This is a genomic window from Streptomyces inhibens (genome assembly GCF_003389455.1).
Classification (GTDB): Bacteria; Actinomycetota; Actinomycetes; order Streptomycetales; family Streptomycetaceae; genus Streptomyces; species Streptomyces inhibens.
Window position 1 is genome coordinate 1 of the sequence record NZ_QUAC01000417.1, and the last position, 12,790, is coordinate 12,790.

Here is a 12,790-nt window from a genome sequence, read left to right on the forward strand (position 1 = left end):
CGGGTGGCGGCGCTGCTCGGGCCCGTACCGCCGGCCCGTCACTGGCCGCCGGCGCTGACCCCGGCGGGCCTGGCGGCACTGGTCGCGGCGGCGGGCACGGCCGCCTCCGCGCTGTCCGCGCTCAACGCGGCCGTGGCGCTGTTCGTCGTTCTCAAGGCAGCAACGCCTCTCTAAGGGCACACTGATCCCTGACTCTCCTCCAGGCGGGTCTCCCACCGGACTTGTGCGGTGGGTCGCCCACCGGGCTGTGAGCCGTCCCATACCAGGCAACTTCTACAACACTGTAGAACTAGCCGGTAGAGTTGCGCGCACACATGCGCAACGGGCGCGGCCGGAGGGGGAGATGGCGACGAGGTGCGGACTCCTGAGCTGGGACTGCCCGCCTCCAGAGGCGGAGGTGCGATGGGTCTATCAGCCCGTGGAGGTCCAATACCCGGACGGCACATGGGAGTTGGGCCGGATCAGCGCATGGTGGACGGACGGCGAGGGCGAGCAGTGGTGCCGGCTGCGCACGCTGCCCGGCGGCGTGGGTCCGCAGTGGCATCGCTACGACCCCGAGTCCATCCGCGTGCTGCCCACCGCCGGTATCTGACCCACCGCCGCAGGCTCTTCCCGGCACCGCTGCCGCCGACTCCGGCCGCCGAGGCCGCCCCCTCCCCCGTACAGCACCACCCGCATCACCGGCATCAGAAGGACCAGAAGGGCCATCGGCGTGCATGACAGGCAGACGCAGCAGCAGACGGCCCGACCGGACGGCGGCTCCGCGCCCGGCACGTCACGCCGCAGGACCACCGGCTCCGGCCGCAGATCGGGCGGCGGCTCCCGCAGGGCGGGCAAGGTCCGTATGACCCGCCGCGGTCGCATACTCGCCTGGACCGGCGGCGTGGTCGGCGTGCTGCTGCTCGGTACGGCCGGCGTCGGCGTCTGGGCGTACATCCAGCTGGACGGCAATATCCAGGGCGCGGACATCGAGGTCGACGGCGACCGGCCGGCGAACCTCAGCCCCGGCTCCAAGAACATCCTGCTCGTCGGCTCGGACAGCCGCGCCGGCGCCAACGCCAAGTACGGCAAGGGCCTGACCACCATGCAGTCGGACACGCTGATGGTGCTGCACATCGCCGCCAACCGTAAATGGGCGACCGCGCTGTCCTTCCCCCGCGACTCCTGGGTGAAGATCCCCGCCTGCACCCGCGGCAACGGTACGAAGTCCACGCCTCACAGCTTCAAGATCAACGAGGCGTTCTCCATCGGCGGTGACACCGGTGAGGTCGGCAAGGCCGCCGCCTGCACCATCAAGACCGTCGAGCAGAACACCGGGCTGCGGATCGACAACTTCGCCTCGATCGACTTCCAGGGCTTCAAGGGCATGGTCAACGCCCTGGACGGCATCGAGGTCTGCCCCAAGCACGCCATCCACGACAAGAAGGCCCATCTCGACCTGGAGGCGGGCTGCCAGACCGTACGGGACGAGAAGGCGCTCGGGTACGTCCGTACCCGCTACAGCGTCGGCGACGGCAGCGACCTCGGACGCATCGGCCGCCAGCAGGAGTTCATGAAGGCACTGGGCAAGAAGGCCCAGGAGAAGCTGACCAGTCCCGGCGCTCTCTACGACTTCCTCACTGCGGCCACCAAGTCCATCAAGACCGACAAGGACCTGGACAGCCTCAACGCGCTCACCAGCCTCGCCTCGACGGTCAAGGACATCCCCAGCGACCGCCTCACGTTCGTGACCGTCCCCAACTACTACCGCGAGGCCGATGTCCCCTCCGACCACGCCAATGTGGTCTGGCAGTACCCGCAGGCCGCCGACCTGTTCAGCGATATCGCCCACGACCGCGAGCTCGGCGCCGCCGGAAAGAAGAAGCTCGCCGAGGCCGCCAAGAACCCGGTGACCGCCCACTCCGTCCAGGTCCGCGTCCTCAACGGCACCGGCACCGCCGGCCAGGCCGCCTCCGCCGCCGACCAGCTGCGCAGGCTCGGCTTCACGGTCATCGCCACCGGCAACGCCCCGGCCACGGACAAGACCACGATCACCTACCCCGCCGCGCTCAAGACCCAGAGCGAGGTGCTCGCCGCACGCCTCCGCGGCGCCAAGGCCACGGAGTCGGCCGATGCGGCACCGGGCGCGGTGACCCTGACGATCGGGCCGGACTTCTCGGCGGAGGTCGGGGGGTAGCGGACCGGCGGCCCGCCGCCCTGTGCCGGTAGGGCGCAGGGCGGCATGGCGCGCCTTGCCGTACAGGCACGGGGCGCGCAGGTCGGCGGAGCGCTCGGGCCCGGGCGGCTCCTCTCAGACGCGCGCAGCAGGACCCCGGGCGGCTCCTCTCAGACGTGCAGGCGCTCCACCGGCCGGGCCGTGTGCACCTCGATGTCGTGCGCGGCACGCTGCAGCAGCTGATGGCTGAGGTGCGACATCGCCCGCGCCACCGCCAACTCGTCCCCGATGGCGGGGACGTTCTCATCCGCCGGATTGCACCGGGCCGTCCCCTGGCCGACCATCTGCCCGCCCGCCTTGCCGCGCAGCCTGGCCTCGGCCTTCACCTCGTTGTCGGTCTCGGTGATGGTGATCTCGGCGTTCCATGTCTTTTTGGCAGTCACCGGAAGCCTCCTCGTACGCCCCAACGCAGCACATGTACAGCCCCCACAAAAATCGTCGCACCGGCGCCCGCGTGCCGCACCTGGGGCTCGCCCGGGCCGCACCTGGGGCTCGCCCGGGCCGCACCTGAGGATCACCACACCCCAACTCGGGGGTTTTCCTCATGGCCCGGACCGCGAGCGTCGTCATAGCCTGACGGAACGTGGTCGCACGGCGGGGCACAGCCCTCCGGAGCACCAACTTCCAACCATTCCGGGGGACTTCATGCGCAGGCGTGTCCGCTTCATCGGGGCCGTGGCGGCGGCCGTCATCGGGGCCTGCGGCGTCAGCGCCTGCGGACTGCTGCCCGGGAAGACGTTCAAGGACGACGCCTCGGTATCGGGGAAGATCACGGCCGTGCGGCTGGACAGCGGCTCGGGCGGCCTCACGGTGCGCGGCGGCAAGGGCGGCGGTGCGGTGTCGGTCCACCGCTCGGTCACCTACCACGGCGACCGGCCGGAGGGGGCGACGCACCGGGTCGAGGACGGGGTGCTGGTACTCCGCGGCTGCGGCGACGGCTGCTCGGTGAACTACACCGTCCAGCTGCCGGCGGGCATACCGGTGAGCGGGGAGACCTCAAGCGGGGACGTGAACCTGAGCAGAGTGGGCACCGTGAAGGTGACCACCAGCTCCGGGTCCATCGACCTGAACGGTGTCGCCGGCACGGTCGACGTACGGACCACCGACGGCGAGATCAGCGGACGCGGCCTGTCGGGCAAGCACATCGCGGCGCACACCTCCAACGGAGCGATCTTCCTCACCCCGGCCACCGCCCAGGACCTGCGGGCGGAGACGTCCAACGGCTCCGTCTCGGTGAAGGTGCCGAGGGGCCGTTACCAGGTGTCCGCACAGACCAGCAACGGCGACAAGGACATACGCGTGACCAACGACCCGGCGGCCCGTTTCCACCTGGACCTGACCACCAGCAACGGGGACATCACCGCCGCGCAGGCCGGACGGAGCTGACGCCTGCGCCGGCCACATGAGCCGACGGCCTGATCCGACGGCCTGATCCGACGGCCTGGTCCGACGGCCTGCGCAGACCGCGGGCTGCCACCGCCGATCGCCGACTGCCACGTCGCAAAGCTGCCAGACCTGGGCCGCCGAGCGCGCTGGACTGGGGAGCACCGCATTCGCTCGCCCACCAGGACGGAATCCATGTCGTCGACCGCCACGCCCACCTCCGGCACCCGCACCACCACCACCGCCGCCGCCACAGACCGGCCCGCCCGCTCGCCGTTACAGGGCTGGCTCGCCGTCATCGCGGTGACGCTGGGCATCTTCTCGATCGTCACCACCGAGATCCTGCCGATCGGCCTGCTCACGGCCATCGGCGCCGACTTCGGCATCTCGGACGGCACGGCCGGGCTGATGATGACCACGCCCGGAATCCTGGCCGCGGTCGCCGCCCCCACCGTCACCCTGGCCACCGCCCGCATCGACCGGCGACTGATGCTGTGCGCCTTCGTCCTCCTGCTGGCGCTGGCGAACGTCCTCGCCGCGGTCGCGCCCGCCTACTGGCTCGTGCTGCTCTCCCGCGTCATGGTCGGCGTCACCATCGGCGGCTTCTGGTCGATCGGAGCCGGTCTGGCCGAGCGGCTGGTGCGGCCGGAATCGGCCCGCAGGGCGACCGCGCTGATCTTCTCGGCGGTGCCGCTGGGTTCCGTGCTCGGCGTCCCCGCCGGCACCTTCATCGGCGACCTCGCCGGCTGGCGGACCGCGTTCCTCGTGATGGGCGCCCTGACGGTGGGCGTGTTCGCGCTGACGGCTCTGGCGACCCCGGCGCTTCCTGCCGGCCGGCCCACCCGCCCCCACGAGCTGCGTGCCATGGTGCGCAGCACCCACACCCGCTTCGCGCTGGTGATGACGTTCCTGGTCGTGCTGGCACACTTCGGCGCGTACACCTATGTGACGCCGTTCCTGGAGCGGGTCACCCACCTCACGTCCCCCGGCCTGATCACCGTCTTCCTGCTGACGTACGGCGCCGCCGGGGTCGTCGGCAATTTCCTGGGCGGCGCACTGGTCGCCCGCCGCCCGCGTACCACCATCGGGACCGCGGCGGCGCTGATCGCCGGCGCCACACTGCTGCTCCCGCTCCTCGGCCGCGGGGAGATCGGCGCACTGGCGCTGCTGATCGTCTGGGGAATCGCCTACGGCGCCGTGCCGGTCTCGTTGCAGACCTGGTTCGCCAAATCCGCCCCCGCCACACCGGAAGCGGCCTCGGTGCTCTTCACCGCGTCGTTCCAGGCGACCCTTTCCCTCGGCGCGCTGACCGGCGGTGTCGTCCTGGACAGCACGTCCCCCTCGACGGTCATGTCCCTCGGCGGCGCGACCGCGATCCTGGTGGCGCTGACCGCATGGCTGCACCACGCCAGGCGACTGGACTGGCCCCAGCTGGGCTAGGGCCGGCCCCAGCGGAGCCAGGGCCGGTCCGGGCCTGGCCTGGTGGCCGTCAGTCCTCGCCCTCCAGCTCGCCCTCGGTCTCCAGGAATGCCTGGCGGAGCGCTGCCAGTGTCTCGGCGTCCGGCTTCTCCCACATGCCGCGGGATTCGGCCTCCAGGAGGCGTTCGGCGATGCCGTGCAGGGCCCAGGGGTTGGCCTCCTGGAGGAAGGCGCGGTTCTCGGGGTCGAGGACGTAGGTCTGCGCGAGCTTGTCGTACATCCAGTCGGCGACCACGCCCGTCGTGGCGTCGTAGCCGAACAAGTAGTCCACGGTGGCGGCGAGTTCGAAGGCGCCCTTGTAGCCGTGGCGGCGCATCGCCTCGATCCAGCGGGGGTTGACCACCCGGGCACGGAAGACCCGGGAGGTCTCCTCGACCAGGGTGCGGGTGCGGACCGTCTCGGGGCGGGTGGAGTCGCCGATGTAGGCCTCGGGGGCCTTGCCCTTGAGCGCCTTGACGGTGGCGACCATGCCGCCGTGGTACTGGAAGTAGTCGTCGGAGTCCGCGATGTCGTGCTCGCGGGTGTCGGTGTTCTTGGCGGCGACCGCGATGCGCTTGTAGGCCGTCTCCATCTCGTCCCGGGCCGGACGGCCTTCCAGGCCGCGGCCGTACGCATAGCCGCCCCAGACGGTGTAGACCTCGGCGAGGTCGGCGTCGGTGCGCCAGTCGCGGGAGTCGATCAGCTGGAGCAGGCCCGCGCCGTACGTTCCCGGGCGGGAGCCGAAGATACGGGTGGTGGCGCGGCGTTCGTCACCGTGCTCGGCCAGGTCGGCCTGCGCATGGGCCCGTACGAAGTTGTCCTCCGCCGGCTCGTCCAGCGCGGCGGCCAGCCGTACCGCGTCGTCCAGCAGGCCGATGACGTGCGGGAAGGCGTCGCGGAAGAAGCCGGAGATGCGGAGGGTGACATCGATACGGGGGCGGCCCAGCTCGCCGAGGTCAATGGCTTCGAGGCCCATGACACGACGGGAGGCGTCGTCCCAGACGGGGCGCACGCCCAGCAGCGCCAGCGCCTCCGCCACATCGTCACCGGAGGTCCGCATGGCACTGGTCCCCCACAGGGACAGGCCCACCGACTGCGGCCATTCGCCGTTGTCGGTGCGGTAGCGCGTAAGGAGGGAGTCGGCGAGGGCCTGACCGGTCTCCCAGGCGAGCCGGGAGGGCACGGCCTTGGGGTCGACGGAGTAGAAGTTACGGCCCGTCGGAAGGACGTTGACCAGCCCGCGGAGCGGGGAGCCGGAGGGGCCGGCCGGGACGAAGCCGCCGGCCAGCGCGTGCACCGCGTGGTCGAGTTCATCGGTGGTGGCGGCGAGGCGGGGGACGACCTCGCGGGCGGCGAAATCGAGGATGTCGGCGACCGCGGCCGGGTGGCCGTCGGCGATACCGGCCACCGCGGCCGGGTCCCAGTCGGCGTCGTCCATCGCCTGGACCAGGGCGCGGGCCTTCTCCTCGGCCTCGTCGGCGGTCGTACGGGTCGCGGCGGACTCGTCCAGACCGAGCGCCTCGCGCAGACCGGGCAGGGCGGATGTACCACCCCAGATCTGGCGGGCGCGCAGGATGGCGAGGACGAGGTTGACGCGGGCCTCACCGGCCGGGGCGCCGCCCAGGACGTGCAGACCGTCGCGGATCTGGGCGTCCTTGACCTCGCAGAGCCAGCCGTCGACATGCAGCAGGAAGTCGTCGAAGCCGTCGTCGTCGGGGCGGTCTTCCAGGCCGAGGTCGTGGTCGAGCTTGGCGGCCTGGATCAGGGTCCAGATCTGGGCGCGGATGGCCGGCAGCTTGGCCGGGTCCATGGAGGAGATGGCCGCGTACTCGTCGAGCAGCTGCTCCAGGCGGGCGATGTCGCCGTACGACTCCGCGCGGGCCATCGGCGGGACGAGGTGGTCGACGAGGGTGGCGTGCACCCGGCGCTTGGCCTGGGTGCCCTCGCCGGGGTCGTTGACCAGGAAGGGGTAGACGAGCGGGAGGTCGCCGAGGGCGGCGTCGGGACCACAGGCGGCGGACAGACCGGCGTTCTTGCCGGGCAGCCACTCCAGGTTGCCGTGCTTGCCCAGGTGGACCATCGCGTCCGCGCCGAAACCGCCGTCGTCGGCGGAGGCCGCGATCCAGCGGTAGGCCGCCAAGTAGTGGTGCGAGGGCGGCAGATCGGGGTCGTGATAGATCGCGATCGGGTTCTCGCCGAAGCCGCGCGGCGGCTGGATGAGGATGAGGAGATTGCCGCGGCGCAGGGCGGCGAGCACGATGTCGCCCTCGGGGTTGCGGCTGCGGTCGACGAACATCTCGCCGGGCGGCGGCCCCCAGTGCTGCTCCACCGAGTCGCGCAGCTCCTGCGGCAGCGTGCCGTACCAGCGCCGGTAGTCGGCGGCCGGGATCCGGACCGGGTTGCGGGCGAGCTGCTCCTCGGTGAGCCACTCCTGGTCGTGGCCGCCGGCCTCGATGAGGGCGTAGATCAGCTCGTCACCGTCGCCGGACTCCAGGCCCGGGACCGGCTCCGTACCGAAGTCGTAGCCCTCGGACCGCAGACGGCGCAGCAGTTCGACGGCGGAGGCCGGGGTGTCCAGCCCGACCGCGTTGCCGATACGGGAGTGCTTGGTGGGGTACGCGGACAGCACCAGCGCCAGCCGCTTCTCGGCGGCCGGGATGTGGCGCAGCCGGGCGTGGCGCACCGCGATCCCGGCGACCCGGGAGGCGCGCTCGGGGTCGGCGACGTAGACCGGAAGGCCGTCCTCGTCGACCTCCTTGAAGGAGAACGGGACGGTGATCAGCCGGCCGTCGAACTCGGGGACGGCGATCTGCGAGGCGGCGTCCAGCGGGGACAGGCCCTCGTCGTTCTCCTCCCATGCGGCGCGCGACCCGGTCAGGCACAGGGCCTGGAGGATCGGTACGTCGAGCGCGGCCAGCGCGCCCGCGTCCCAGGACTCGTCGTCGCCGCCGGCGGAGGCCTCGGCGGGCTTGGTGCCGCCCGCGGCGAGGACGGTGGTGACGAGGGCGTCGGCGGCCCGCAGTGCGTCGATCAGCTCGGGTTCGGGGGCGCGCAGGGAGGCGACGAAGAGCGGGAGGGCGCGGCCGCCCGCCTCCTCGATCTGCTCGCACAGGGTCCGTACGAAGGCGGTGTTACCGCTCATGTGGTGGGCGCGGTAGTAGAGCACGGCGACCAGCGGGCCGCTCTCGCGGCGGGCGTCCCACTCCAGGTGGCCCCAGGACGGGGCGGGCGCCGGCGACTCGAAGCCATGGCCGGTCAGCAGCACCGTGTCGGAGAGGAAGCGGGCGAGCTGGTCGAGGTTGGCGGGACCGCCGTGCGCCAGGTAGGCGTGCGCCTCGGCCGCGATGCCGACGGGGACCGTGGACTGCTCCATGAGCTGGGCGTCGGGGGCCTGTTCACCGGTGAGCACGACGACCGGCCGGTGCTGGTCCTCGGCGAGCAGCAGATCCAGCCCCTCCTGCCAGGCACGGATGCCGCCGAGGAGGCGTACGACGACGAGGTCGACGCCCTCCAGCAGCGCGGGCAGCTCGGCGACGTCGAGGCGGGCGGGGTTGGCGAGCCGGTACGGCACGGGGCCCGTGGCCGCGCGGGCGCTGAGCAGGTCGGTGTCGGAGGTCGACAGCAGCAGAAGCATGCGAGCGCAGGCCTTCCTCGGGGTGTCCGCGCCCCGGGTGGTCGTAAGGACGGCGGGAGTTCCTGGCTCGCCCGGCACAGGCCGGGTTCACAGTGGCGGGACCGCGCCGGATTCTCACCGGGCTTCCTCCCTAGGGCCGTAAGACCCTGCGCCGTCGCTGGCGTCCGGCGGGTCAGCCGACCCACCGACCTGCATAGTAAGGGCTGCGGCCGGGGGAGGTAAGCGGGCCTGTGCGGCTGCCCTCCCGGGGCGCACCTCCCGGGTCCGTGGCCGGGCCCGTGGCACGGATCCGCCCCGGGGTCCCGGCCGGGTCCGTGGCCGGATCCGCCCCGGATCCGCGGGGCGCCGTCGTCGGTATGCTCGCCGCCATGCCGCCCTCCCCCTCGATACGGCCCCAAGGGGCCGAACCGCCCATACGGGACCGCGGTGACGCCTGCCCAGGAGCGCTGCGGCTGCACTCCGCCGCCGACGGGCACCTCGCCCGAGTGCGGCTGCCCGCCGGTAACTTGACGGTGCGTCAGGCAACGGCGCTGGCCGACGCCGCCGACCTGCTCGGCGACGGCCATCTCTCCCTGACCTCCCGCGGCAACGCGGAGCTCCGCGGCCTCGCGGACGACTGCGGCGCCCGGCTCGCCGGCCTGCTGCGCGACGCCGGCCTGCTGCCCTCCGAACGCCACGAACGCATCCGCAACATCCTCGCCTCCCCACTGGCCGGGCTGGACCATCACACCCCCGCTGACGTGCGGTTGTGGGCCCGGGAGCTGGACACCCTGCTCTGCACGAACGAGTCCGCGACCGCGCTGTCCGGCCGTTTTCTCTTCGTCCTGGACGACGGGCGGGGCGATGTGGCGGCGCTCGGCGGGGATGTGACCTTGGTCGCAGAATCGGGCGGGGGCCCGGCTTCCGGTGGCCCGGCCGGGCCCGGGGGCGGTGCCCTGCTGCGGGTCGGTGACGATCCGGCGGCGCTGCGGATCGCCGGCGCCGACGTACCGCGCGCCGCGCTCGCCGCCGCCGCATGCTTCCTGACCAGCGCCGGGGCGAGCGGCAGCGGCGCCTGGCGGGTCCGCGAACTCCCCGACGGATACGGCCTCGCGGCCCATGCCGTGGCGGACGGGCTGCGGGCGGCGGGCATCGCGGCGGAGTACGTGGCGGACGATCCGCGGGCGGCCGTCATCGAGTCTGCGTACGCGGACTCCTCCGCCCCCGGCATCATCGAAGGCCCCGACGACCGCCGCGCCTTGTCGGTCCTGGCGCCGCTCGGCCGGCTGACGGTCGCCCAATGGCGTCTGCTGACCGCCATCGCCGCCGACGACGGATCCGGCGAACTACGCCTCACCCCCTGGCGCGGCATCGTCATCCCCAAACTGCCCGCCACCGCGGCCGCCCACCGGCTGCGCGAACTGGCCGCCGCCGGCCTGATCACCGACCCGGCCTCGCCCTGGCACCGCATCAGCGCCTGCACCGGCCGCCCCGGCTGCGCCAAGTCCCGCACCGATGTACGCGCCGATGCGGCGGCCGCGGTCGCCCAGGGCACACCGGCCCCCGGCGAGCTCCCCGTAAAGGACCTGCCCCTACAGGGCCTCCACAAGGGCCTACCCGTCCACTGGTCCGGCTGCGAACGCCGCTGCGGCCACCCGCACGGCACCTGGGTCGACGTCCTGGCAACGGCCGAGGGCTACCGGACATCGGTCGTACGGGACGAGGCACACCCCACCGCCCCGGCCCCGGTACCGGCACCCCACCCGACATCGTGAACTCCCCAGGCAGCCCCATGAACCACCCCACGCGCCACCCCGCACCCGACACCCCCAACACCTTCGAGGCCACAGTGACCGCGTTCGACTACGAGAAGGACGGTGCGGCGATCTACCGCCAGTCCTTCGCCACCATCCGCGCCGAGGCGGACCTCGCCGGTCTGCCCGCCGACGTCAGCCAGGTCGCGGTCCGCATGATCCACGCCTGCGGCATGGTCGACCTGGTCCGCGATCTGGCCTTCACCCCCGATGTGGTGGCAGGCGCCCGTAAGGCGCTGCGCGCCGGTGCGCCGATCCTCTGCGATGCCAACATGGTCGCCAGCGGCGTCACCCGTAAGCGGCTGCCGGCCGACAACGAGGTGCTGTGCACCCTCGCCGACCCGTCGGTGCCGGAGCTGGCCGCCCGGATGGGCACCACCCGCAGCGCCGCCGCGCTGGAACTGTGGCGGGACCGTATGGAAGGCGCCGTAGTGGCGGTCGGCAACGCCCCCACCGCGCTCTTCCGCCTCCTGGAGATGATCGAGGAGGGCGCGCCCCGCCCCGCCGCCGTCCTCGGCATACCCGTCGGCTTCATCGGCGCGGCGGAGTCCAAGGACGCGCTCATCGCGCACCCGTCGAAGCTGGACCACATCGTGGTGCGCGGGCGCCGGGGCGGCAGCGCCATGGCCGCGGCCGCGATCAACGCCATTGCAAGCGAGGAAGAGTAAGCGTGAGCGAGCAGCAGGCAACAGGCGCCGGGAACGGACAGCGGGCCATGGGTAACGGGGGCGCCCCGGAGGCGACTGCCCCCGGCCGTCTCTACGGCGTGGGCCTCGGCCCCGGCGACCCGTCCCTCATGACGATCCGCGCCGCGAAAGTCATCGCCGAGGCCGATGTCATCGCGTACCACAGCGCCCGGCACGGACGCTCGATCGCGCGCTCCATCGCGGCCGAGCACCTCCGCGCCGACCACATCGAGGAAGCGCTGATCTACCCGGTCACGACGGAGTCGACCGACCACCCCGGCGGCTACCGCGGCGCCCTGGACGACTTCTACGAGACCGCGGCGGCCCGCCTCGCCACCCACCTCGACGCCGGCCGCACGGTAGCCGTCATCTCCGAGGGCGACCCGCTCTTCTACGGCTCCTACCAGCACATGCACAAGCGGCTGGCCCACCGCTACCCGACCGAGGTCATCCCCGGCGTCACCTCCATCAGCGCCGCCGCGGCCCGCCTGGGCAAGCCCCTCGCCGAGGCCGACGAGGTCCTCACGATCCTCCCCGGCACGCTCCCCGAGGAAGAACTGACGGCCCGGCTCGCCTCCACCGACACGGCCGTCGTCATGAAACTGGGCCGCACCTTCCCCTCCGTGCGCCGCGCCATGGAACGCGCCGGACGTATGCCGGAGGCCCACTACGTCGAACGCGCCACCATGTCCGGTGAACGCACGGACAAACTGGCCGACATCGACGCGGACACGGTCCCGTACTTCTCCGTCGCGGTCGTCCCCAGCCGCATCGCCTGCCCGCCGCCGGTGGCCCCCGCGTCGCCCGGCGTCGGTGAGGTCGTGGTCGTCGGCACCGGCCCGGCCGGCCCGCTCTGGCTGACCCCGGAGTCCCGCGGCGCCCTCGCCGCCGCCGAAGACCTCGTCGGCTACACCACCTACCTCGACCGCGTCCCGGTACGCCCCGGCCAGCGCCGCCACGCCTCCGACAACAAGGTCGAGTCCGAACGCGCCGAACTCGCCCTCGACCTGGCCCGCCGCGGCCGCCGGGTGGCCGTGGTCTCCGGCGGCGACCCGGGCATCTTCGCCATGGCCACCGCCGTCCTGGAGGTCGCCTCCCAGGACCCGTACCGCTCCGTCCCCGTACGCGTCCTGCCCGGCGTCACCGCCGCCAACGCCGCGGCCGCCCGCGCCGGCGCCCCGCTCGGCCACGACTACGCGGTCATCTCCCTCTCCGACCGCCTCAAGCCCTGGGAAGTCATCGCCGAACGCCTCGCCGCCGCCGCCGGCGCCGACCTGGCCCTCGCCCTCTACAACCCCGGCTCCCGCACCCGCACTTGGCAGGTGGCCAAGGCCCGCGAACTCCTCCTGGAACACCGCGCCCCCGACACCCCGGTCATCCTCGCCCGCGACATCGGCGGCCCCGAGGAGTCGGTCCGCACCGTCCACCTCGCCGACCTCGACCCGAACCAGGTCGATATGCGCACCCTCTTGCTCATCGGCTCGTCCCAGACCGAGGTCGTACGACGCGACGACGGCACACAGGTGGTATGGACGCCGCGCCGCTACCCGGAGCAGCCGGAGAAGTAAGGCGGCTGGGTGAAGGTGCGGCCCCTGCCGGTGGCCCCTGGGCGGGGGCCACC

At 72.7% G+C, this 12,790-nt stretch carries 9 protein-coding genes and 1 riboswitch; of the genes, 7 read left to right on the forward strand and 2 right to left on the reverse strand.

Annotation, left to right across the window (positions count from 1 at the left end; all coding sequences use genetic code 11):
* Positions 1 to 418 precede the first annotated feature (418 nt).
* Both DY245_RS36595 and DY245_RS36600 read left to right on the forward strand, forming a co-directional pair.
* Positions 419 to 592, forward strand: a complete 174-nt coding sequence (locus DY245_RS36595) for a hypothetical protein (RefSeq protein WP_244943500.1) — start codon at positions 419 to 421, stop codon at positions 590 to 592.
* Between the two features lie 252 nt (positions 593 to 844).
* Positions 845 to 2,176 (forward strand): LCP family protein, encoded by a 1,332-nt coding sequence (locus DY245_RS36600; protein ID WP_128511413.1) that lies wholly within the window; start codon positions 845 to 847, stop codon positions 2,174 to 2,176.
* A 149-nt stretch (positions 2,177 to 2,325) separates the two neighbouring features.
* Here the strand turns inward: DY245_RS36600 and DY245_RS36605 are convergent, their stop codons facing one another.
* Entirely contained in the window at positions 2,326 to 2,598 is a 273-nt protein-coding gene (locus DY245_RS36605; protein ID WP_128511408.1) for a DUF1876 domain-containing protein, read from the reverse strand.
* Between the two features lie 262 nt (positions 2,599 to 2,860).
* Between DY245_RS36605 and DY245_RS36610 the strand changes: the two genes are divergently transcribed.
* Positions 2,861 to 3,601: a DUF4097 family beta strand repeat-containing protein gene (locus DY245_RS36610; protein ID WP_128511409.1), complete on the forward strand. Its 741-nt coding sequence runs from the start codon at positions 2,861 to 2,863 to the stop codon at positions 3,599 to 3,601.
* A gap of 192 nt (positions 3,602 to 3,793) precedes the next feature.
* Complete coding sequence (locus tag DY245_RS36615) at positions 3,794 to 5,038, forward strand: MFS transporter (RefSeq protein ID WP_128511410.1); 1,245 nt, start codon at positions 3,794 to 3,796, stop codon at positions 5,036 to 5,038.
* 49 nt (positions 5,039 to 5,087) lie between these two features.
* On the opposite strand, the gene cobN is transcribed toward DY245_RS36615, so the two are convergent.
* On the reverse strand, positions 5,088 to 8,690 hold the full coding sequence (gene cobN / locus DY245_RS36620) for a cobaltochelatase subunit CobN (protein WP_128511411.1): 3,603 nt from the start codon (positions 8,688 to 8,690) through the stop codon (positions 5,088 to 5,090).
* Between the two features lie 36 nt (positions 8,691 to 8,726).
* A riboswitch (cobalamin riboswitch) is annotated at positions 8,727 to 8,859 on the reverse strand.
* A gap of 199 nt (positions 8,860 to 9,058) precedes the next feature.
* On the opposite strand from cobN, the gene cobG reads away from it, so the two are divergent.
* From cobG to DY245_RS36635, 3 genes are all read left to right on the forward strand, one after another.
* Positions 9,059 to 10,444, forward strand: coding sequence for a precorrin-3B synthase (cobG, locus tag DY245_RS36625; protein WP_425329490.1), 1,386 nt, complete (start codon positions 9,059 to 9,061; stop codon positions 10,442 to 10,444).
* Between the two features lie 74 nt (positions 10,445 to 10,518).
* Positions 10,519 to 11,151, forward strand: coding sequence for a precorrin-8X methylmutase (locus DY245_RS36630; protein ID WP_128511415.1), 633 nt, complete (start codon positions 10,519 to 10,521; stop codon positions 11,149 to 11,151).
* 47 nt (positions 11,152 to 11,198) lie between these two features.
* Positions 11,199 to 12,737: a precorrin-2 C(20)-methyltransferase gene (locus DY245_RS36635; RefSeq protein WP_128511416.1), complete on the forward strand. Its 1,539-nt coding sequence runs from the start codon at positions 11,199 to 11,201 to the stop codon at positions 12,735 to 12,737.
* Positions 12,738 to 12,790: the final 53 nt, after the last annotated feature.